This window comes from Spiroplasma phoeniceum P40 (assembly GCF_003339775.1).
Lineage (GTDB): Bacteria > Bacillota_I > Bacilli_A > Mycoplasmatales > Mycoplasmataceae > Spiroplasma > Spiroplasma phoeniceum.
In genome coordinates, this window is record NZ_CP031088.1 from 1,509,563 (window position 1) to 1,531,941 (window position 22,379).

The 22,379-nt window shown below is 24.8% G+C and carries 28 protein-coding genes, 1 tRNA gene and 3 pseudogenes; 12 read left to right on the forward strand and 20 right to left on the reverse strand.

Annotated elements, in window-relative coordinates; translation table 4 throughout:
- Genes SDAV_RS12250 through SDAV_RS09300 form a run of 9 tightly spaced genes read left to right on the forward strand, consistent with a single transcriptional unit; the run spans window position 1 to window position 3,501 of the window.
- On the forward strand, window positions 1–174 hold the full coding sequence (locus SDAV_RS12250; protein ID WP_155522074.1) for a hypothetical protein: 174 nt from the start codon (window positions 1–3) through the stop codon (window positions 172–174).
- 1 nt (window position 175) lies between these two features.
- Window positions 176–484 (forward strand): pentapeptide repeat-containing protein, encoded by a 309-nt coding sequence (locus SDAV_RS09270; RefSeq protein ID WP_114565366.1) that lies wholly within the window; start codon window positions 176–178, stop codon window positions 482–484.
- Window positions 484–663, forward strand: a complete 180-nt coding sequence (locus SDAV_RS09275) for a cell division protein ZapB (RefSeq protein ID WP_114565367.1) — start codon at window positions 484–486, stop codon at window positions 661–663. The genes SDAV_RS09270 and SDAV_RS09275 overlap by 1 nt, the downstream gene beginning before the upstream one ends.
- Entirely contained in the window at window positions 663–1,055 is a 393-nt protein-coding gene (locus SDAV_RS09280; RefSeq protein ID WP_114565368.1) for a hypothetical protein, read from the forward strand. Before SDAV_RS09275 ends, SDAV_RS09280 begins: the two co-directional genes overlap by 1 nt.
- Window positions 1,055–1,825 carry a hypothetical protein gene (locus tag SDAV_RS09285; protein ID WP_114565369.1) on the forward strand — a complete coding sequence of 257 codons (771 nt, stop codon included), beginning with the start codon at window positions 1,055–1,057 and terminating at the stop codon, window positions 1,823–1,825. The genes SDAV_RS09280 and SDAV_RS09285 overlap by 1 nt, the downstream gene beginning before the upstream one ends.
- A 1-nt stretch (window position 1,826) precedes the next feature.
- A complete protein-coding gene (locus SDAV_RS09290; protein WP_114565370.1) occupies window positions 1,827–2,594 on the forward strand; it encodes a hypothetical protein in 768 nt (255 codons plus the stop codon).
- Window positions 2,579–3,055, forward strand: a complete 477-nt coding sequence (locus SDAV_RS09295) for a hypothetical protein (protein ID WP_186823373.1) — start codon at window positions 2,579–2,581, stop codon at window positions 3,053–3,055. Before SDAV_RS09290 ends, SDAV_RS09295 begins: the two co-directional genes overlap by 16 nt.
- Before the next feature lie 4 nt (window positions 3,056–3,059).
- On the forward strand, window positions 3,060–3,230 hold the full coding sequence (locus tag SDAV_RS12255; RefSeq protein WP_186823374.1) for a hypothetical protein: 171 nt from the start codon (window positions 3,060–3,062) through the stop codon (window positions 3,228–3,230).
- Window positions 3,223–3,501, forward strand: a complete 279-nt coding sequence (locus tag SDAV_RS09300) for a hypothetical protein (protein ID WP_114565372.1) — start codon at window positions 3,223–3,225, stop codon at window positions 3,499–3,501. The genes SDAV_RS12255 and SDAV_RS09300 overlap by 8 nt, the downstream gene beginning before the upstream one ends.
- A 35-nt stretch (window positions 3,502–3,536) precedes the next feature.
- Here SDAV_RS09300 and SDAV_RS09305 read toward each other — a convergent pair whose 3' ends face one another.
- From SDAV_RS09305 to SDAV_RS09335, 7 genes are all read right to left on the reverse strand, one after another.
- Window positions 3,537–3,833, reverse strand: coding sequence for a hypothetical protein (locus SDAV_RS09305; RefSeq protein ID WP_114564600.1), 297 nt, complete (start codon window positions 3,831–3,833; stop codon window positions 3,537–3,539).
- Window positions 3,834–3,948: 115 nt separating this feature from the next.
- Window positions 3,949–4,548 (reverse strand): hypothetical protein, encoded by a 600-nt coding sequence (locus tag SDAV_RS09310; RefSeq protein WP_114565373.1) that lies wholly within the window; start codon window positions 4,546–4,548, stop codon window positions 3,949–3,951.
- Window positions 4,549–4,550: 2 nt separating this feature from the next.
- Window positions 4,551–5,879 carry a hypothetical protein gene (locus tag SDAV_RS09315; protein ID WP_114565374.1) on the reverse strand — a complete coding sequence of 443 codons (1,329 nt, stop codon included), beginning with the start codon at window positions 5,877–5,879 and terminating at the stop codon, window positions 4,551–4,553.
- On the reverse strand, window positions 5,869–6,807 hold the full coding sequence (locus SDAV_RS09320; RefSeq protein ID WP_114564597.1) for a hypothetical protein: 939 nt from the start codon (window positions 6,805–6,807) through the stop codon (window positions 5,869–5,871). The genes SDAV_RS09315 and SDAV_RS09320 overlap by 11 nt, the downstream gene beginning before the upstream one ends.
- Window positions 6,808–6,809: 2 nt before the next feature.
- Window positions 6,810–7,037, reverse strand: a complete 228-nt coding sequence (locus tag SDAV_RS09325) for a hypothetical protein (RefSeq protein ID WP_114564596.1) — start codon at window positions 7,035–7,037, stop codon at window positions 6,810–6,812.
- Window positions 7,038–7,465: 428 nt separating this feature from the next.
- Window positions 7,466–8,674, reverse strand: coding sequence for a hypothetical protein (locus tag SDAV_RS09330; protein ID WP_114565375.1), 1,209 nt, complete (start codon window positions 8,672–8,674; stop codon window positions 7,466–7,468).
- Between the two features lie 90 nt (window positions 8,675–8,764).
- Complete coding sequence (locus SDAV_RS09335) at window positions 8,765–9,226, reverse strand: hypothetical protein (RefSeq protein ID WP_105299328.1); 462 nt, start codon at window positions 9,224–9,226, stop codon at window positions 8,765–8,767.
- 241 nt (window positions 9,227–9,467) lie between these two features.
- Between SDAV_RS09335 and SDAV_RS09340 the strand changes: the two genes are divergently transcribed.
- Together SDAV_RS09340 and SDAV_RS09345 are read left to right on the forward strand one after the other, a co-directional pair.
- Window positions 9,468–9,558 (forward strand) — tRNA-Ser (locus SDAV_RS09340).
- 93 nt (window positions 9,559–9,651) lie between these two features.
- Window positions 9,652–10,170 carry a lipoprotein gene (locus SDAV_RS09345; RefSeq protein WP_114565376.1) on the forward strand — a complete coding sequence of 173 codons (519 nt, stop codon included), beginning with the start codon at window positions 9,652–9,654 and terminating at the stop codon, window positions 10,168–10,170.
- A 33-nt stretch (window positions 10,171–10,203) separates the two neighbouring features.
- Here SDAV_RS09345 and SDAV_RS09350 read toward each other — a convergent pair whose 3' ends face one another.
- Genes SDAV_RS09350 through SDAV_RS09370 form a run of 5 tightly spaced genes read right to left on the reverse strand, consistent with a single transcriptional unit; the run spans window position 10,204 to window position 16,936 of the window.
- A complete protein-coding gene (locus tag SDAV_RS09350; RefSeq protein WP_114565377.1) occupies window positions 10,204–13,413 on the reverse strand; it encodes a hypothetical protein in 3,210 nt (1,069 codons plus the stop codon).
- A 3-nt stretch (window positions 13,414–13,416) separates the two neighbouring features.
- Window positions 13,417–14,811: a hypothetical protein gene (locus tag SDAV_RS09355; protein WP_114565378.1), complete on the reverse strand. Its 1,395-nt coding sequence runs from the start codon at window positions 14,809–14,811 to the stop codon at window positions 13,417–13,419.
- Complete coding sequence (locus SDAV_RS09360) at window positions 14,804–15,082, reverse strand: hypothetical protein (RefSeq protein ID WP_114565379.1); 279 nt, start codon at window positions 15,080–15,082, stop codon at window positions 14,804–14,806. The genes SDAV_RS09355 and SDAV_RS09360 overlap by 8 nt, the downstream gene beginning before the upstream one ends.
- Window positions 15,082–16,542: a PBSX family phage terminase large subunit gene (locus tag SDAV_RS09365; protein WP_114565380.1), complete on the reverse strand. Its 1,461-nt coding sequence runs from the start codon at window positions 16,540–16,542 to the stop codon at window positions 15,082–15,084. Before SDAV_RS09365 ends, SDAV_RS09360 begins: the two co-directional genes overlap by 1 nt.
- Entirely contained in the window at window positions 16,535–16,936 is a 402-nt protein-coding gene (locus tag SDAV_RS09370; RefSeq protein ID WP_114565381.1) for a hypothetical protein, read from the reverse strand. The genes SDAV_RS09365 and SDAV_RS09370 overlap by 8 nt, the downstream gene beginning before the upstream one ends.
- Window positions 16,937–17,237: 301 nt before the next feature.
- Between SDAV_RS09370 and SDAV_RS09375 the strand changes: the two genes are divergently transcribed.
- A complete protein-coding gene (locus SDAV_RS09375; protein ID WP_114565382.1) occupies window positions 17,238–18,218 on the forward strand; it encodes an IS30 family transposase in 981 nt (326 codons plus the stop codon).
- A 173-nt stretch (window positions 18,219–18,391) separates the two neighbouring features.
- On the opposite strand, the pseudogene SDAV_RS09380 reads toward SDAV_RS09375, so the two are convergent.
- The 8 genes and pseudogenes from SDAV_RS09380 to plsX form a co-directional block, all read right to left on the reverse strand.
- Window positions 18,392–18,583: pseudogene (locus SDAV_RS09380) on the reverse strand (hypothetical protein); the annotation flags it as partial.
- Window positions 18,582–18,797: pseudogene (locus tag SDAV_RS09385) on the reverse strand (DUF3627 domain-containing protein); the annotation flags it as partial. The pseudogenes SDAV_RS09380 and SDAV_RS09385, both read right to left, overlap by 2 nt.
- Window positions 18,798–19,134: 337 nt before the next feature.
- The gene (locus SDAV_RS09390) at window positions 19,135–19,317 is read right to left on the reverse strand and encodes a hypothetical protein (RefSeq protein WP_245938380.1); all 183 of its coding nucleotides are present in this window, start codon (window positions 19,315–19,317) and stop codon (window positions 19,135–19,137) included.
- 141 nt (window positions 19,318–19,458) lie between these two features.
- Complete coding sequence (locus SDAV_RS09395; RefSeq protein ID WP_114565383.1) at window positions 19,459–19,710, reverse strand: hypothetical protein; 252 nt, start codon at window positions 19,708–19,710, stop codon at window positions 19,459–19,461.
- Window positions 19,710–19,857, reverse strand: a pseudogene (locus SDAV_RS09400) (hypothetical protein). The gene SDAV_RS09395 and the pseudogene SDAV_RS09400 overlap by 1 nt, the downstream one beginning before the upstream one ends.
- A 276-nt stretch (window positions 19,858–20,133) precedes the next feature.
- Window positions 20,134–20,544 (reverse strand): hypothetical protein, encoded by a 411-nt coding sequence (locus tag SDAV_RS09405; protein ID WP_245938382.1) that lies wholly within the window; start codon window positions 20,542–20,544, stop codon window positions 20,134–20,136.
- Window positions 20,545–20,591: 47 nt separating this feature from the next.
- Entirely contained in the window at window positions 20,592–21,341 is a 750-nt protein-coding gene (gene rnc, locus SDAV_RS09410; RefSeq protein WP_114565384.1) for a ribonuclease III, read from the reverse strand.
- 7 nt (window positions 21,342–21,348) lie between these two features.
- Window positions 21,349–22,353, reverse strand: coding sequence for a phosphate acyltransferase PlsX (gene plsX, locus SDAV_RS09415; protein ID WP_114565385.1), 1,005 nt, complete (start codon window positions 22,351–22,353; stop codon window positions 21,349–21,351).
- Between the last annotated feature and the right edge of the window lie 26 nt (window positions 22,354–22,379).

Below are 22,379 nucleotides of genomic sequence, written 5' to 3' on the forward strand. Positions count from 1 at the left end.
ATGAGTAAGTTTATTTCACATTGTAATTATTGTGCTGGTTATTTTGATTTCTCAGATTATGATATCAAAAATAAACCATTAGAAACAATTAATAAATTTAAAATTAGAAATCATAAATATTACTTTAATAGTTATCAAGGAATTAAAAATATTAAAAATAAGGAGGAATTATAAAATGAAAACAATACAAACTTTAATTAAAGATTTAACAGGAATAACTGTTGAAGAACAAAAAATAAATGAATATTTAGAATATGAAGCATTAGATTTACAAGGTGCTTATTTACGAAGTGCTAATTTACAAGGTACTGATTTATGATGTGCTGATTTATGATGTGCTAATTTAGAATATGCTAATTTACGAAGTGCTAATTTAGAAAATGCTTGTTTAGTAGGTGCTAATTTAGAAAATGCTTGTTTATTAGGTGCTAGAATTACAAAAAAACAATTAGACCAATTAACTGTTATTAAGGAGGATGAATAATGGATATAACAGAATTAATTGATGTACTTAATAGCCGCATTCATTCAATTAAATGAGAAATTGATGCACTTAATAGCAAAATACGAACACTTAAAGCAGAAAATGAAGCACTTAAAGCAGAAAATGAAGCACTTAAAGAACAATTAGACCAATTAACTGTTATTAAGGAGGATGAATAATGGCAAAATATTGTAAAAAATGTCAATGCCCTGTTAATCAAATTAACTCTGATTATTGTTTATTTTGTGATAATGATGTACTTAAAGAAGAACTTACAGAATTAAATAAAGATTTAAATTGAAGTTTAAAAACTGAAGAAGTACTTAATAAAATGTTTGAAGACAAAATCGAAGAAAATGAAAAACTTAAAGAAGAACTTACAGAATTAAAACAACAAATATTATATAAAGAAGATTTTGATGCTCAATATTATTGTAGTTATCACGGACATTGAGACCAATGTATAGTTGAAGATGAAGAAGAACCAACAGAAGAACAATTATCAAAGTATATTCTAATTTTAAAAGATAATCCTAAATATGACAAATTACCTAGTAAGGAGGAAAAATAATGAAAAATATAGTTCAAAATGTTTCTTTTCCTTTTGCAATTAAAGGTAATGATTTTAAAGAATTAAGTTTAAAAGCATTAAATATTAAAAAATGAATTGATGAAAATGGACAAGAATTAGCAGAATTTATATACAGACATCGTAATCAATATAATACGACTGGTTATAAAGATGTGCATTTAAAAGATATTCCATCAACATTAACTAAAATTGATATTGTTTTTAAAGAACCATTAGATCCAGTTAAAGAATTTAAAGATGCTTTAAATCGTATTCATACTAATATTATTCATTTTGAAAAATATATTGAAAATCATAAAATTGAAATTAAAAATAATATTAATCAAGTGCGAATTCAAAAGCAAAATGAGTTTTTAAAAGAACAAGAATTAAAAAAACAAGAATTAATTGAAAAAGTAAATAGTTTAACACCAGATATGGGTCTTGATATAGACCAAATTCAAGATGAACAAGTTCGTGTAATGGAACAAATTGAGCAAATTGATAAATCATTAGAACCAAAAGAATTAAAAAAAGTTGGTATTAATTTAATTAAAGAAAAATTATTAATAAAAGATATTGAAGTAATTGGAATTGATGATGATTTTTTAGAAAATGCTAATCAATATGAATTAAAACAATTAATTAAATATTTAATTTTTGATGAAAAGTTAGTTAAAAATACAATTAAAGCACAATGAGATACAAATACTGATAATAAAGTAGTTGGTATTAAAGGAATAAATATTCAAATTAAAGGAGTGAAATAAAATGACAAATGAATTACAACAATATATTAAAGGTGCAATTATTAAATATGAATTAAAAGTTAATGATAAATATGTAAAAGAAAATATATTAGCACTTGAAGAATTAAAAATGAAAAATGGACAAAGTTATATGCAATTAGTTAATAATGCTGATAATGCAAAAATAACAGCATTAGGAATTATTAAATTAAGTAATAAAGGGTTAATTTTTGGTAAAGATTTTAATATTATTCCATTTAAAAAATGAGATAAAGATAAAAAAATGAATATTTATAGTTTAACTACTGTTATTGATAGTAAAGTTTATTGTAAAAAAATTGAAGAAGCAGGGTATAGTCCAAGAAAAGCAATTATATTTAAAGGTGAAAAATTTGAATGAGATAGTTTAAATTCATGTCCTAAAATACATGAAATTAATTTTAATGCAAATACTAGTGATTATAATGAAATTATTGGTGCTTATGCTTTTGCAAAAGATAAAAATGGAAATTATCAAGGTATTTTATTAAGAAAAGCAGATATTGATATATCTGATATTGATTTAGATGAAAAAGAAATTAAAGAAGATGGTAATTTTGAATATATTTCATTTAAAGATATTGATGTCGCCAAAAATAAAGGGCAAATTAGCGATGAACCCTTATTAAATAATATAAATACCCCATCTTATCCAGAAATAGCAGACACTAACGATAATGTCGTTAAAGAAGAAGATATCTCAAATGTAGTACCAGCAGTTAATAATGATGAGGAGTGAACAACTTGATAAAAATAGGTATTGACCCATCAGGTACTGGTACTACTGGTATTGTTATTTATGAAGATAATAAATTAATTAAAAAACTAGATTTTACAAATAAAGATTGAAAATATCATGATAATTATATTATTGAGATTATTTGAGAATATCAGCGATCAGGCGAGATTATTAATGTTGAAGATTGTTTACCAACAAGTGCTAATGGTTCAAAAGACCGCGATGATTTATTGAGATTATTAGGTGTTTTACAAAAACAGTTTTGAGGTGACATTAATTGAGTATCACCAAAATATACTAAATCAGTTGTTAAAAATATGGAAAATTTAAGTAAATATAATAATAGTTGTTTATGAAAATATGATAAAGATCCTAATTTAACTTATCAATATGGTAAAGGTTGATTTTATAATAATGAAAAAATAAGTAATCATCTCCGCGATGCAATTATTATTGCTAATTATGAGAGGTAATATTATGAAAACAAAAAATCATCAAGTTGTAATTAGAAATATTAATGTTTACTTAAATAAAGAACAAGAAAAAATATGAAATGAATTACCTGAATTATATACACACAACCAAAGAGTACAGCACTTTATTAATTACTATATTGTAAATAATAAAGGAGATAATAAAAATGAGTAAAAAAAATAAAAAGTTAACTCGGTTAATTTTATTATATATATTAATTGATTTTTTATTATTATGATTAATATTTATGCCAATTTTAATTTTTATTGCTACGTTTAAATTTGGATTAAAAACAAAGAGAATTGATACTTATATAATAGAAATTGGTTGAATAGATGAATGTTTAAAATATGAAAACATTTTAATAGCGTTAATAATAACAATTTTAATTATTATTGTAATAAATATATTTTATTTTACAAGAGAAAAATGAAAATGGTGATAATAACAAATAAAAAATAACCAATTAAGGTTATTTTTTTAAATGCTATTTGTAAGTTTTTCAATCGCTTCTTTTTTAGCATATTCTTTATCATTAATTTTAACTTGTTTTTTGACATTTTTAATTTGTCCAGTTTTAATTGCTAATTCTGTTGCACTTTCAGCACCGCGTAAATGCTTTTCATGAGCAATTACAGCAGTTCGTAATTCTCTAATTTCTGCTTTATATTTTTTAATTTTTTTAGCAGATAAACCAAGAACGCCAAGACTACCAGTTCCAACTGAACCCGCTAATACAAGCAAAACAATCATTAATGTATCTGTTGAAATATTCATTTTTTTATTTCCTTTCTATCCTTACTAAAACAGTGGCCATCTATTCTTTCAGAACAAAATAATTTATAAAATAGACTATATAACCACCCAAAAATATCTACCACCCCTATATAGTCTATTTATTTCATCTTTTTTTAAGACAATATTCATTTCAACTTTTAACTTGTTCTATTGTTTTTTTACAATTATGACAAATATTAACATTATGTTTTTTAAGATATTTACGAAATATTAATCAACCAAATAATATTAAATATAAGATATAACTTGGTATTTTATAAACTTGCTCTAAACATTTACCAATCGGTAATTTAATTGCTGGTATTTTAGGTATTTTTGTTGTTAATCAAGCAGTACCATGTAATATTGGATAAGATATAATAATCCCAGTATATCCAAAAAAACCACCATCAGTTATATCGTGTTGACCAAACATAAACTCTTTAATTGGTTCTAATGTTGGTATTCAATTAAAATGTAAACTAGTAAAAAATAATCCATATAAACTTAAAAATGGAGTATGATATAAAATTGACAGTGCATTATATCGCATAATATATGCTTTTTTAATATGAAATGGATATTTATCATATTTTAAAAACTTACGATTTTTTCATGCTTTAAAACTTTGACTTGGATTTCTTTGTTCAAAACCTAATCTTTGTCAATAAGTACCATTTTCATTTTTAATAATAATATTTTCTTTATCTATCATACTTACACCTCTTGTCGAAAAATACGAACACTATTAATTGGTATATTAGAACCCTCTGAACCATTAGTTAAATAAATCCGACCACTAGCACTATATAAAGCAATACTATAAGGGGTTTTATCGAAATCATCAATAAAACAAGTTGCTTGATGTTTAGATAAAGTTTTATTTTCTTTTGTTTCTGTAAAATAAGGTGGTTCAAGTCATAACATACCTTCAGCACCTTTACGATTAGTTGGTGATAATCAAACTTGATAACGATATTCTTCTGAAAATTCAGGAATATCAATATACTTAGCACTATCAGGTGTATAAGATATACTTACTTTTTCTCATTTTATTTTTTTACCTATATCAAATATTCATTTTATTACTTGTTCAAAAGTATCTTTAAAACTTTTATTAAACGATAATTTATTATTTTCAATACCAAATTCATCTGATAATAATAACTCTAAACTACCATTATCTTTTTGATGTAATGGGGCATTAACTGTTATTGAACTACCACTTTGTGCTTTTTTAACAATATATTTTCCATCTTCTTTATCAATATAATCTTTATTTAAATCACTATCTTTAATAACATCAGATGGTATATCACCGCCTTGTTTTGCTTTTCATACATTATTTTCATAATAAATCGTATCTTTATCAAAAGGCACTATTAATTTAATATACTCATTATAATCAATCTTACTAAAATCATTAATAGTAGGATAAGTTATATTAATTGAATTATCTGTTTGAAATCGTTCTTTTAATCAAAATAATAATGTTTCATAAAATGTTTTTTTAGTAATATATTTATATTCTTCTTCTCATGGATGAGCATAATTTCCTAAATTATAATTATATGGTCTTATATTTGTTTTACTAGATATAATATCAATTATTTCACCTGCTAATTTTAAAGCATTTTTAACATCACGAGTAATATTTTCATTTGCTTCAGGGTCATTAGTTTGTGAATAAGCAACACCACCTTGTGAAAATGATGCACTACCAGTTAAATCATTTACTCCTTTTGGTAAATATCAATTTATAACTGCTAATAAACAACCAGATTGAATATAACTTAATCATTTATCATATTCAATTACACCTGTATTATCTTTTTTTACTCATGGAAATAAATCTTTTTTATTAATCTTATCGGAAATTGTTCCACCTGATAATCTATCCATTCATAAACTAGTTTTTAAAATAGCATTATAAATTAAATTATCATTATAAGCAGATTGTTTTCTATCATTAATTGGTTGTCAAAGTTTACTTTCTTTAACATCTTCAACTGTTATAAATAACAAATTATTTAAATTATTTTCCATATAAAACACCCCTTAATTGATTACGATATTTATTTTTTAAATTAGATGGTTTATAACTATTAACTTTTCTTTTATTTTTATTAATTGTTTTAATAGATTTATTAACCTGATAAAATTTACTATTAACTGGTGCTTTATATAAATTCTTAATATTTTTAATATCATTTCGGCGTTCACGATATCATTTTTTATTATTAATTTCGCCAGCAAAATTAAAATTAAAATGCCCAATCTTTAAATTATTAATAAACTTTTTAATTTGCTGTAATTTTTGAACTGTTGGTAATGTTAATTTAATATTTCCTTTTGGATATTTTTCTTTTAATGCTTGTGGTAATCGTTTTTTAATATAATTTCTTAAATGACTAGGTAATCATTTTCTTAATCAATAACGCCAAAATAAAGTCCCTGCATTAGATACAGCATTACTTAATAATTTTCAAATTTCCACTGGAACACTAGGATAAACATATGGACCATAAAACTTAGGGTTTTTTGCTGTTTTTGTATATATTAAAATAGTTAAATTACCCGTTAAAGTTAATTTATTTGTAATATTAAACATACCACTATCAAGTCAACTACTATTTAAAGGTTGTCAATTAGTATTTAGATAATTTTCATTTTTAAATTGTTCTCTATTTTTAATATTATTTTCTTTTTCTAATTGATTTAATATTTGTTGAATTTCTTTTTTATAACCTTTTTTAATTAAATTTAAGTAAGTAAATGGGTCTAACCACTGATAAATATCTTCAACTTTATTAGTAATTTTTTTATATTTACCAGTAGTATAATTAATTGGTTTTAATACTGTTTGTTTAATTTGATTAACTTTATTAATTAAATTAACAAATTTATTTATTAATGTTTTATTTTCTAAATTAGAAACTAATAAGGTTAATATTCTTAAAATTAATAAATTCATAATTAAGTTTTTTTAGTAGCAGCAGGAACTGTAATTTCCATTCCTGTTGTTTCACCAGTTAATCAATTTGTACCAATTAAACTATATGGTACCGAAACATTATTGCTAAAATTACCCTCATCTCTATCATTAAATATTGAATGATCATAATCTAAAATATTAACAATATAATCTGAAGTTGTTAAACCAGCATTAAGTTTTTGAATTGCTTTAATAAGACCAGTATTCATTTCAGTAATTACATCTGCTTTTTTAGTTAAATCAGGAACATCACTATATCAAGGTGTTTTTAAAGTTCCAATATTATCTTTATTAAATTGTTTAATACTTATTTGATTTACTTTTTGTACTTTATAATACTGAACTTGTGAAACACCAGTTGCTTTATTTTTACCAGCAATATAAATATCAACATAAATATCTGTTGTAGTAATATCATAACTTGATGGTGAACCTTGATAATATAACGGTCATCAATCATAATCATCTGTTGTTAAACTTGCATCAACCGCTTTAACTGCTTTTAAAACTTTATCATTTAAAAGCGGCCTTAAATCTTCACTTGATACTTTTTGAGGTACAATAATTCCTTTAATTATTTCATCATTTGTTAAACTATCAACATTTTTAATTTTATCGTGAATATCTATGGCGCTACTTACTTTGAATAAATTAAAGAAACTGTTCCACTATATTTATTTGGATTTCCAGTTGCTAATGCGCCAGTAGATGTAATATCAGAGAATGTTGCATCTCCAGTTTGATAATTAGTATTTTTTGTCTTAATAGCAGTTTCTAATTCTGCTGTTGTTGGTGTATCACCAACCATTGTAATTTGACCTAAATTAGGTGTTGTAATAACTGTTGATAAAGCAGGTTTACCAATAGTATAGTCAATCGGAACTCGGTAAGTTATATTTAAATTATTAATTGCTTGTGTAATTTCTGTTTGTGTTGGTTGTCTTTCTAAAATAATTTTACATGTTTTTGGATATAAAATTGTTGGTGTTGCATATTGAACTTTACCAATTCATTTAGGGTTAGCAGTATCATTATCTAAAACTTGTTGAATAGTATCCATATTAATTGGATATGCTCAAACTTGTTTATTAATAATTAAACCATTTACATTAGTAAAATCATAACCTTTATCACGATTAACTTGTCCTTTTGTATATATTTTTTCTAAATGAAAACTTTTAGATACTGGAATACCCATTGCTGTATTTTCATATAATTCACCATTAACCATTGCTTTTAATTGTGCTTGTGAACCAATTACTTTTAAATAAGCAGGTGTTAATCCTAAATAAGCTCTTCGCCCTAAAACCATAAACATTTTATCTGTTGGTAAACCAAAATATAAATTACTAATTTGATTAGTTAATTCAATTAAAGTTTCATTTAATGTAAAAAACGCACGATTAGCATCATCAGCATTATCTGCTGTATAAGTACGAAACGGAATTACTTCATATTGTCCATCTGCTAAACAATAATCATAAATATCCTGAATTAATTCACATTCTAAATTAACAAATTTATTTTGAACAACACTAGAAATAGCATCAGCAATAACACCATTTTTAATATTTTGTTCTAATAATGCTAAATCAAAAGCTTCATTCATTAATTTTAAATTAAATCTTTTATCAATAGGAACTGGAATTCTTGTTAATCCCATAGTTTGAGTTGTCCCACCATTTGGTAATGAATAATCATTTTGTCATACCACACGATGAGTTAAATTATATAATGCTTGTCCAGCATTAGGTAAATAAGCAACTTGTTCAGCAGTTGCTGTTGCATATTGCATAATACTTGCATATTCATTATATAAAGGTCCACGCAATAAAGCATTTACCATATCAACATATGCTTTTTGATCTGTTGTATTACCTTGTAATGTAAAAGGTACTTATGGCACATTAATTGTTGCCATAATTTTCACTCCTTATTATCTAAGGTTTTTAAGTGTGAAATCAGTTAATTTTTTAACTTCATCAGGTGTATATGCACCTTTTTCTTTAATAGTTTCAATTTCATCATTTTTATTTTCAGTAGATTTTTCAATCATATCTTTAATAAAATTAGTTGGTGAAACTGATTGTTGTTCTTCAACAAACAAATCAGGTTTTAATTCTTTTAAAGTTTGCATTCTTTCACTTAAAGAATTACCACTAACTTTATCTAAATTAGTTTTAATATCTTCAATTTTAGTAGATGGAACATCTTTAAAAGCTTTTAATTCATCTAATTCATTAGCAACTTTTAAATACTCTTCTTTTGAAATAGTATCAGTTCTTTTTTGCAAACTTTCTCTAATTTGTTTTGCTTCATTATTAAATTCATTTAATATATTATCTGCTATTTCAGCACTTAAACCTTGTTCTATTAATTGTTCTTTTGTAATTGCCATTTTTATAAACCTCTCTTTTTTTATTCTTGTCCGATTAACAAGTCAGCATAAACTCTTTTTAAGGCGGAAAGCTTAAACCGGAAATACGCTTTTTTAACAAAAGATTAAACCATTAACTTTATTTTACACTATTATTTTACCAATACAATACTTTTTATATATAAATACTAAACAAATAACATAAAAGTGTTATAATAAAATTGAAATGATGTAAAATACGACATTTTTAGTATTTCCATATGGAACAGTACTCAAATTGGACAAGAGGACATCCTGCTAAGATGTTAGGTCGGGTAACCGATGTGAGAGTTCAAATCTCTCCTGTTCCGCCATTTAATAAAAAGTAAATATAAAAAAGAGATTTAATATCTCTTTTTTTATTTTTTATTATATAATTTAACTAATAAATAAAGAAGGAGAATACAATGAAAAGATTATTAAGTATAATAGGTGCAATTACATTACTAGGAACAAGCACAACAAATGTAGTTGCTTGTAATGCACCACAAGAATATACATCCGAAGAATTAGCACAATTAAAAGCAGAAAACCAAATAAATACAGATAAGCAAGAAATTAAAGACAACTTAGAATGAATAGCACCCCAAGAAAAACCATTTAAAGAAATAAACAATAAGTATTTTTATGTTGTTGCCAGAAATAGTTTAAATAATGCGTGAAAAGTATTTAAATTAAAAAATGATGGTGAAAAAGGTAGCGGTTTAAAAACAGATTGAGGTGAAAGACCCGTTGGATTTATTTTTACTATAAATAATGACATTTTATTAGCAACTGGCAATTTATTAGATAATTCAACAGAATATATATGGGGTAAAGGAAAACATTATGAAGACTATATTAAATCAGTTTATCGTTGAAATTTAGATACACAAGAACCCGATTTAATTATTGATGATAATGGTAATGTAAAAGTTAATGGATAATAAAAAAGAGATATTAAATCTCTTTTTGTTTTTTTAATTTGGTTTAATTGTAATTTTAACAGGATTATTGCTTTTATTTCTAATTCCTAATACATTTGGATTAGAAACATCTATGGTTATATCTTTATCATTACCAAGATATGTTCATTTTGAAGGTTTTAAATCTTTACCCGATAATATTGCAAGAATTTTTTTTGAAAATCTAATTTTTAATTTTACATCATTAGTATAATATGATTGTAAATATGTTTCTTTAATTTTATTATCAACTTTATTTGACAGAGATGTTATTTGTAATAAAAATATAATATATGCTTGTTTATTATTAATTTTATAAATATTTTCATAATCATCGTAACTTGGTAATCCATTAGTTTTAGCAGTGGCAAATGTTTTAATATCATTTACTTTTATATTATCGGTATATAAAGTTATTGTATTATCAAAATTAACTTTATCATTTTGTGAACGACCACTTTCTTGTAAAGTAATATTGCTTAATGAACCAATATTATGATCACATTTTTGACCCTCTAATAAATTAACATTTCTATTAGGAATAAAATTTTCTATATTTGGTGGTCCACATTCAACTTGTAAATTATTAAGATTACTTATTTCAATAGTTTTATAAGCACTTTTAAATTTTTCAATACTTTGAATTGTTGGGTCAATTTGTTTTAAATCAATTTCAACCTCATAATAAGCATCCTTAAATTCATCAGAAAATAAAGTTGCTGGATATTCAATTATATTTTTACATTGTGCTGATGCTGTAATTTTAGTTTTTAATGGTAATACTACATCAGAAGGCATAATATCTTTTGTATAAGGTTGATAGTTATATGGTATTGGTGGAAGAACATATTGAGGATAATTAAAGGTTGGTATTTCATAGTCGTGTGGTAATAAGAAACTAGTTTTATAATTAGTTGTCATATCACGTAAATAATTATTTAATACACTTTTTGTTTTACCACGAAAACTCCACACTGATAAGCGTAAATAATCTTCTTCATTATTTGTATATGGATTATCAGCATAAAAGATAATTTCAAAATTACCTTTATATAATGCTTGAATTGAAAACATATCAATTATATAACTACAATCAGTACCATCTGGTGTTTGTAAGAATTCACAATCATTATCTTTTTCACTATCACTAACTGGTGTTTGAGCATCAACTGCTTTTGTTTTTTCATTAATTAGATAAACTCGGTTAGTTTTAGGGTTTAATTGTTTTAAATTATAAGTTGAATAAACTAACTCACTTGTTGGTTTACCATCGTTAGTTAAAACAGTACCTTTACATTTATCGGTTAATAAAGTTGTAAAACCTAAACTAGTAGCATTTGCTCCAAAAATAGCACCAACTTTATCATTACCTTGTTCTCTAAATATTTCAAAAGGTAAATAACCCTTACCTTTGGCATTATCACCTCAAAATGCATCATTATAAAAACTATAAACATTAGCACTCATAAAACCATTAAGTCATTGAAAATTAGGTCAAGTTTTTTTATCTTGATTAATTACTCATCCTCATGGAATACCAAATGAAATAAAGTTTAAGAATTTACCAACTCCACCTGGTATTGTAAAAGGATTAAATACTAATTTTTGTGTATAGTTTAAAGGTAATACGGTAATTTGCCAATTAATAAAATTATTCATATTTAAAATATCTCAAACATTACATGAACCCATTTTATTATATTCAATTTGAACTTGTCCAACAGTATTACCAAATTCATCTTTTCTCCTAAAATAAGATGATGCTTGGGTACTAATAATATTATCCTTATTACTTTCATTTACTTTTACTTTATTTGGTGGTGTTATTTTTCAACTTTTAGACCAATAAAATTCAGAATTATTATCTTCTTCCTTAATAGTTGTTCCAACAGTTGGATTAGTTGCTGTTGTTGTTGCTTTATCTGTTATTACAATACCTTCACTATTTTTTGAACTTCAAAAGTCATATCTACTTTCCATATCTTGTTTTCAATCTTTAAATCCTGTTATCATTGTTGGTTGTATCCCTTGAATGTTATATCAACTTACTTCGGGTGATGCATAAGTATTTATTTTATCAGGTGGAGCAGGATACATGTTATACATTAATAAATCTCTTGAATTCATTACTTTTTTATTAAATTCACCCTTAATAATTGGTCGCCCAATTACTGGCATATCAAATAAAATAGGATTACCATAAAATTTAACTGCCATTGCTCTAACGCCTGGGTCTTTTAATAAAATCTCATCTAATTCAACAATTCCTTTATTTAATTTTTCATCATAAGTTATTTTAGGAAAACAATAACCCTCACCTGGGGCACTTGTTTGTATAAATTGTCGTACTGATAAACCACTATGACTAATTTTGTCATTAATACTTGAAAAAGTAATTTCTTGTCATAAAAAACTACCATCATAAGGTGAATAATAATTAATAACATTTGAGGGATATAATCATTGTCTATCTTGGGGTGCAGAATTAATATCACCACCACCAATATTTAAACCACGATCACTAAATACAGTATAAAAATTATAATAATCATTAATATTTAATTTCTCAGCATCTTCATCTAAAATTAATAAAGTATATTGTCGTTCTGTTGATTGTTGAGTAAATACTTGTTCAAATTTTGCTTCACCAAATTGAATAGAACTTCTATCATCAATCATATAAGCATCTCAATATTTACCAACTTTAACTTCTTTTGTATAAAAATTATCTGCTTTATTATCATTATTCATAAAATAACTTAATTTATATTGTTTTAAGTATTCTAACATTTTATTAATATCATAAATATTTTCACCATCAATTAATTTTCAATAATTATTTTCATTTTCATCTTTTAATTTTATTGCAAAAGGTTTTTCATTATTTGCTCATATCGTTGAATTAATAGGTTGATTTTTAAAATCATCTATCGTTAAGATATTAATTTCTTCACCTTTATATTTTTGAACTATTTTTAAACTGCCTTGTCATTGAGCAATAGTACTTTCCATATTATCAAATATGCGGGTATAACTACCATAATCACTAGGTTTAGCATTATTAGGTTTTCAACCTGTTTCAGTATCAGGAATATATGAACTATAAACATTAAAAGGAAATACCATTCAATGTCGATTATTTCGGATGTCTTCTCTTATATACATTAAAGTATCGTGGGCTTGTGCTCTTAAGTCATTCATAGCACCTGGGCTAATTCTACTCATTTATTAATCCTCCTTTATTTCTGTTCTACCTTGGATAGCATTTTGATTATTACCAGTTTCATCATATTCTATTAATTTATTATTATGTTCAATTTCTTTGGTTTGTATTTTATCTCAGTATTTTTCAATTTTTTCAAAATATTTTGTTGCTTCTAATTCATCAATATTATCATATTCAGTAATTGCTCGTATTGGTTCCATTGTTCTATTTTCTAATCTAGCAGTAATTAATTCATTTTGTCTCATTTGATCAACTAAACTAGCACTAACAAAATCAAAACCATAAGGTCGTTCACCAACACCATTTCATAAACCATAATATTTTAAAACAGTATCAAACATTTTAGTATAATATTGCTTACGATATGCTTGTAAATATGCTTGTTTTTCTAAATCTTTTGTTTTTTTTATTAATGATTGTGTTTTATTTTCTTCACTATCTGAGGCATCACCAAAAGGACTAGAAAAATTACATGCTATATATACTTGCTCAATAATTGATTTTTGGTCTTCGGTATATGTTTCTAAAATTGGTGTCCCTTGTACTACTTGTAAAGATTGTGATAATTGTCCATCTACGGCTGATTGACCTGATTGAATAAAAATATCATCAAATATATCTTGTAATACTTTTTTATTGCCTGTATTATAAGCAGTCATTAAATCATCATCTAATTGACCATATCAATGTGTACGATTTGCTCATCGTTCTTTTGATTTAATATTAAAACTATCTTCTAAATCAAATTGTAATTTATAACAATTTGCCATTGTAGGTCATGGATTTAATGTAGTTGATGTAGATAAAAATAATGGATTAGGTTCATTTATCATTTCTCAAAAAGGTACAACACCTAATTTATTTTTAAATTCTTGTACTAAAATAGGTTTAACATCATCTTTAATTTGTGTTTTACTTTGTCCAACAACTATTTCATTATTTTTAGGTCAACCTTTAATAACTATTTTATCTTTGGTACAAATTAAATTTAAAATAAAACCACTATCTGATTGATGATAATTTAATCAAATATCAGCACCTTGTTCAATTTCATTTATTTTACTTACTCTTGAAGTAAAGTTAAATGGATTAATTCATAAATCAATATTGCCATCTGATGTTTCTAATAAACCAAAGATAGTTTTACCCATTAAACTTGCTGTTAATTCATTTTTGTCTAATTTTTCTTTAATTTTATAAGTTTCATATCATCAATTTAATTTTTCTAAAATGTCTTTACGATGAGATTTAAATAAAATATCTTTACCATTTACTAATCGCATTTGATGTCGAGCAATAATATTTGCTAAATTAATTGTTCAATCATAATTATAATATTTTAAAACACTATTAATATCATTTAAGTTTGGTAAAGTAGGATATGTATTATTATTCATTGTTATTTTGCTCCTTTAATTTTAAAATAAGTGCATAATTAATTATATTTACTGTTAATAAACTAGGTTCATTTGATAAAACTTTTACACATACTTTAACTTTTTGATATTTTTTAATATACTCGTTATATAAATTTAATTTACATATTGCGATATTATCTTTTTTTAATTCTTGACAAAGTCTTTTTTTAACTTTTCCACAAACAGACATATAAGGTCTTTTTGCATTTATTACACGCTCATCATGTATTACATATATATCTTTTTTCATTAATTTATTCACTCCCTTTGTTGTCATAATTTATAATCTGCTGAACTATTATGTTTAACCATTGGAATTAATTCAAAGTGTAAGGCATAGAAATCACTATCAAATGTATCATCATATAAGTCTAACATTCGTTCTTCTCTGGCATCTGGTTTATCTTCTCATTGAATTAATTCATATTGGGTTTTACTTACAGGACATTTTTCTCATAATCATTTTAATTGATTAGTATTTATTAACATTGTAAATGCTTCAATACGATGCTTTATTTTAAATTTTTGCTTTTGTGCTGGTTTAAAATGCATGTATTGACCAAAAGTATAATTATATTTTTCTCTATTTAAACTTTCTAATGTTGAATAAGCACTATCATCAACATTAATTGATATACCTTGCTGAATTAAATTAAAGTATTGATTTAATTGATTGTTGTAAAACTCTAAAATATCTTTTACTTGTTCTAATGGTCCTTTAAATTGTTGTGTAGCATTTGAATGAGTATATTCTGCTACTTTATATGCTTTTTTATCAAATGAATTATATATTCAAAAACTAGCTGCTGTTGTATGTCCTTTGGGACTAGTAGAGTTTGCTAAGTCAACACCACCTAATAATTTAGTTGGTTGTATAATATCTGTTGCTTGCATAATATCAATATATCTTGCAAAGATTGACCCACTAGTATTGCCTGGTAAACCTCAACTCCACACTCTTGCTCTTTCAATATCTAATTGTTCTAATCTTAATTGTTCATTAACTTTATCTTGTGGTAGTTCATAATTTAATCTTCAACTAGAATAATGAATAATAATTTTCATATTTCATTTTTCAATATACTTAATTTGTTCATATTTACTACGCATTATTTCTTCATTAAAAGGTAATAATTGATTACAATAACCAACAATATATCTTTTTAAACTTTCAGGGTTACATGTATTAATTGTTATTTTATTTTGATAACCACGAATAGCAAACTCTAAATCACTTAAGTCTTTTTGTTGAAATTGATCACATTCTTCTCGTCAATCAATTACTAATTTATATTTGTTTAAGTCAGAAAAGGCTTTCAATTTTTCTTTCCGACTTGGTGAATGTAAACCTTTACAATATATTTTGCTACCATTTGATAAAGTAAAAGTAAAATTTGATAAATTAATAGTATAAGGAATATTATTTTCATCTAACATATTTCATATATTTTGAAATACACTATCTTTTAAATCTTTACTCCAATACATACTAGCAATTATACAAATTGGTTCTTTAATTAATAAACTAATTTTTAATAATTCACCAAACATTTTAATATTTGAAATAGTCTTACCACTATATCGTGTTCCAATTTGATTAATTTCATTAACTAACTCATATTTCTTAGCAAATGGATATTTATTACCAATACTACTATTTTGTAATAACCAATAAGGAATTTCTAACAAATAAGTAAAATGATTAAGCATTATTATCACTTTCTTCTTTTTTAATATCTCTAATATCAGTTTGTAAATTAACAATGATTGGTTGTTGATTATTTAAGTTTAATTCTTGTTCTAATTGTTTTTCTTGTAGTGAGTATTTATAATTAAATGCTCGTTGTCAATATGTTTTAGCACCATCAGGTGTTTTCATCATAAACTCTATTATTTCCATTTCTATTTTTTGAATATTTCTTTCAATTAATGGAATTATGTTTTCGCTCCGGTAATTTTCTTGTCTTCAATGCTTAGAAAGATTGAGTTTATTGGTTAAATGATTAACAGAATATAATTGATCGGGTTTCTTATCGGTTCAAAATTCTTCTATTTTACGCTTAATTGTGCTTAAACTTGCTGTTTTTGGATTAAATTCTTTCATTTTTTACTCCTTTTTGCATATTAAAATTGCTATTATTTAAACAATATGATTAAATAAAAGAGTATATCAAACTTATCAAGAACTAAAAACGTAGCAAAATGTATTAAAGAACTTAATATTATTTTTATTATGTTTATTTTACAATTAAAAAAAGACTTTTTCAAGTCTTTTTTTGTAAAACAAGTATAGAGACAGATATTCGCAACTTGTTATAAATTAATTGTATAACTTTAAAAATAATTGTCAATAGTTTTTTAAAAATAGTGTATAAATAATTTTAAAAAGATTGGAGACAGAATATATGAAAGATTATACACATCTAAAATATGATGAGCGTGATTTATTTAAGGATTTATTATTTTCTAATGCTTGTAAAAAGAAAAATGGTACGCTTAATTTATCTGAAATTGCAAGACAAACAAATCGCAGTGTGAATACTGTTAAAAGAGAAATTAAGCGATTTAAAAATATAGAAGATTATACAGCAATAGAAGCACAAAAAGATTACAAAAGAAAGCGTAAAAAATGTATTAAAAAACTACCTACATTTACAGAAGAACAATTAAATTTTATTCATCTGAGATTTAATGTTTATCATGATTCACCAGCAGAAATTATTCAGCGTTTTTTAATAAAGTTTGGTGTTAAATTTCCGGTTTGTGTTAAAACATTGTATAAATGAATTCGTTTAGGTTTTTATGGTTTTTTAAAACAGAATTTGCAACATCGTGGTAAAAAATATAAAACAAAAGGAAAATCTGATAATCGTGGTAAATTAACTGATTTTAAGTCAGTTTGAGATATTGAAAATAAAGTTTCTAATGTTGGTTGATTAGAAATGGATACTGTTGTTGGAAAAGACCATAAATCTGCTATTTTAGTTTTAGTAGAACAATTAAGTAAAAAATATTTTGCAATAAAATTAAAAAATAATACTGCTGATGAAGTTGTAGAAAAGTTTAAAGATATTGTTATAAATAATAATTTAATTGGAAAAATAAAAGGAATAATAACAGATAGAGGGAAAGAATTTAGCAAATGACGAGAAATGGAATTATTTGCTGAAACACAAGTTTATTTTTGTGATGCTGGTTCACCACAACAAAAACCTTTAATTGAATATATGAATAGTGAATTTAGACATTGATTTCCTAAGGGCACAGATTTTAATATGGTTAGTCAGAAAAGAATAGATTGAGTAGTTAATGTAATAAATGATAAACTCCGACCGTGTTTAAATTGAATAAGTGCAAAAGAAATTTTTTTAAAAAATATTAAGTAAATTTATTAATTAAAATTTAATAAATGCTTTTTTAGTGTGCTTAAATATGATTAAATTAAGCTATATTTATAAAATATTTTATTTTTTTAAAAAAAGAGTTGCATTTGTTAAAAATGATGTTATCATCAAATTAACAAGAGACAGATTTTGCTACTTGTATTTACAGGATACCCAAATTCAAGCGGAATAATTATTTTAAAAAACCGAATTCCTAACCCAACATCTGACTTATGTTTTGCTCTTTTACCTTCTGCTGTTCGTTCTACTGATTTTGTTTTTCAAATTTCATAATCCGTTATATCTTGGAAAATCACAATTCGCATAATAAAGAAACGATTAAAAAAATTAAATCCTTTCTTAGCAATAAGAATTATCATAAATCAAACCGATTGCTACTTGATCCGAATGTTTTTCACTCGGATAAATAAACTTATTACTCAATCAAAAACCAATATGACGATTATGATTAGGTAAATTAATAAAACTTGCTTTATCTGTTGTAAAAGGTATAAATCCCTTACTAATAAAATAATTTTCTACATTCTGATTTTTCTTAACAAAATTACTCAATTTTATCATCTCATAACTAAATATTTGTTTAATAAACAATGTTATAAATAATGTTTATATAATGTTTTTTAATTGTAATAAACACTTGGATTATTAACAATGTTATACATAATGCTAATATATTGTTTATTTAATGTTTAATAAACACTGTTAATAAACATTGTTAAATATAAAAATAATAAAAATTGGCACACTGAAAAATACTATTTAATTTTTAACAATAGTTATTAAAATATAAAATCATAAGTTTATAATTAAGTTGATATTATTATGGTTTTCTATCTGTATAAATTATTTTAAATAGAAAGGAGAAATAAAATATCGAAGAAATAATAAATTCATTTTTCTATTTAATAAATTCATTTTTTACAAATGTGATACCATCTATTTTTTGATTATCATGAATGGTATCACCAATTAAAACAATTATTTCACTAATAATAATTTTAATAATAACTTTTAAATTTATTATTTTAATTTTTAATAAATTAACAAATTTATAAATATTTTTATACAGAGAGAAAACCATAATAATACCTTAAATATAATTAAATTGATATTTTTACACTATACACTGTTTACAAGTTTTAAAAAAAGTAAATGTATTTATCAAATCACATATAAAAACTAGTGTGCCTTAGCTAAGATATATGATCGATTATAATAAATATTAAAATCCTTTAACCATAACACGGAATCAATTTAAGATTTTAATAATACAAAATATAGCAAATGGAATTAATATAATTCACGCTTCACCTAAGAAAACCATTATCTCAGGTAAAATATTTGTTATACCTTCTTTAACTTTTCATAATGCACTAGTCAAACCAGTTCAAATCCCAGTCATACCCTCAGTCATAGTTTTAGGTGTAGGTGCTGTTAAAAAAATAAACGCTGTTGTTAAATACATACCTAACATTATTTTTTATCCTCCTTTCTTTCAATTTCTTTTTTTTCTTTTTTTTCCTCGAATTTGTTTAATTTTTTGATAAATTGATAAACCAATTCAAGCAAAAATCCCTAATATAATAACAACACTAAATATTGTCGTTAATCAAGTTGGCATAATATATCTCATTTCAAAATTTTTAAATATCGCGTCACGCTCTGCGTGTTCGCTACGCTCAAAATAAACATTATTGAATAAATTACCGCTAATAAATTACGCGGGTAATTTATTCATTTTCTTTTACATTATTAATTACTATTTTATTTACAGTATTAATAACAATATCTTTTCCATACTTAATTACTAAGGACCGCAAAATAAAATAATGTTTTCTTTCCATTAAAAAATCAACTCATAAAGGAGTTGATTTGTTGCACTTCGATTACACGATGCCTATGAATTTGAACTATTTGAAGCAAGCCATTTTCCTGACTGGTTACTTTCTGAATCCAATACAATTTGATAAGTATCTTTGCCATTTGGTTTTAACTGAAAATAAGGACTTTCTACTTTATTATTGTCTAAATCTCCATACTCATTAATATAATTAATATTGTTTAAACCATATGATAAATTTTGATGGTTTGAAACAATTTTTAAATTATAATTAAATTGAAATGAAATATTAGTATCATACAAGTCATTACCAATTAATGCTAATTGAACCGTACTTAAACTGCTTGACATAATCATTCCCCCAAACAAGGTAATAATAATTCCTAACATTAAAAATAGGCCTAAAACTTGTAAACTATTTCTAGTAAAACTTAATCAAAAATTCTTAAACAAACGTCTTATCATCATTACTTTTCATCTCCATATACTTAAATTAGTTTAGTCATATTACATTGTTATTTATTTTCGAAATGATATTTTGATTTTGTTGCTAATTTTTGTAGCGCATCACGAGCAGCTAATTGCTCAGCTTCTTTATGAGTATAACCGCATCCTTCGCCATAACGAATTCCCCCAATTTCTGCAACCACAGTATATAAAACTCGATTTCCTTCTAATGGCGGTGATTCTTTAATTAATTTATATTCTAATGTTCGTGCATCACCAGCTTGTAAAAATTCTTGTAATTCCGTTTTGTAATCTCGAATTTGATCAAAAAAACCAGGATTAGAAACCATTTGAATAAGGGTATCATTAATAAAATTACGAACAACTTCTTCACCCAAATCAAGATATAATGCAGCAATCATTGACTCATAAATATCAGCTAAAATACTATTTTTTTCATATCCTTTTGTTTTAATTTCTCCTTTTCCTAATAATAAGAAAGGTGCTCAATTTATTCGACGAACTAATTCTGCTAATGTTCCTTCCCGAACAATTTTACTACGTAAATTAGTAATTTCACCTTCATTTTTATCAGGAAAACTTAAAAATAAGTATAAGGAAATTTCTTTTGTTAAAATTGCATCACCCAATAATTCCATTCGTTGATAAGTATAACTTAAATTATTTTCATTTGCATAAGAATTATGAGTTAAGGCTTCTAAATAATATTGTGGTTCTTTAATAAAAACATGATACTGTTTAAAAAAAACTTTTAACTCGAAAAAAAGTTGTTCTGGCTGTTTGTTTATAAACTGCATCGTATAATTAATCCCCCTTTAACAATTTAACTGTCATTTTTTGCACAAAATCATTGACAACTGCGGTACGAGTTAATTCTAAAGTACTAATTCATGATTTTTCATCACTACTACCATGCGTTTTAACAGCAATTGCTCTTAATCCTAAGACTAATGCTGCTGCATTATTTCGATAATCAAAGGTTTCACGAATTCCCCGAAAAGCTTTTCGTAACGAAAAAGCTTTTAATTTTCGATAAAAATTCTTTGTTAATTCGTATTTAATAACACCCATTAAATTTTTCGCCATTCCTTCCAATGTTTTTAGAGCAATATTACCAGTAAAACCATCTGTTACAATAATATCAACAACATCACTAGTAATATTACGTGGCTCAATATTTCCTTTAAAAAAAATATTTTTATTATTTGCTAATAATTTATAAGCTTCTTTATGATAATCTTTTCCTTTTGATGCTTCTTCACCAATATTTAATATTGCCACACTTGGTTTTGGATTGTGCATAATTTCTTGCGCATAAACACTAGCCATAATTGCAAAATTAACAAGATCTTGGGCATCATTTTCTAAATTAGCACCAACATCTAGCATTAAAACAGACTTTCCCTTGTTAACTGTTGGAATAAAAGGCATAAAAGCTGGCCGTGAAACTCCGGAAATTTCTCCCACAATAAAATGACACGCTGCTAAAAAAGCTGCAGTTGAACCACCAGATACCAAAGCATCTACTTTTTGATCACGCAATAATTCAGTTCCACGAACCATTGAACTATTTGGTTTACGACGAACTTCCATCATACCTTCTGTCATTGCAATTACTTCTGTTGTAGCAAAAATTTCATATTTTGTATTATCTAACTTTGCTACTGCGGTGGCAGTCTTCAGTTCCTTCTCAGCTCCAATTAAAATAAAAGTAACATCGTCATATTTCTTCATAAAAACTTTCAAAGCGTCGATAATTGGTTTAATCCCTAAATCAGTTCCCATCATATCAATTGCAATTTTACTCATAATTAAATCTCCTAACTCCTTATTTA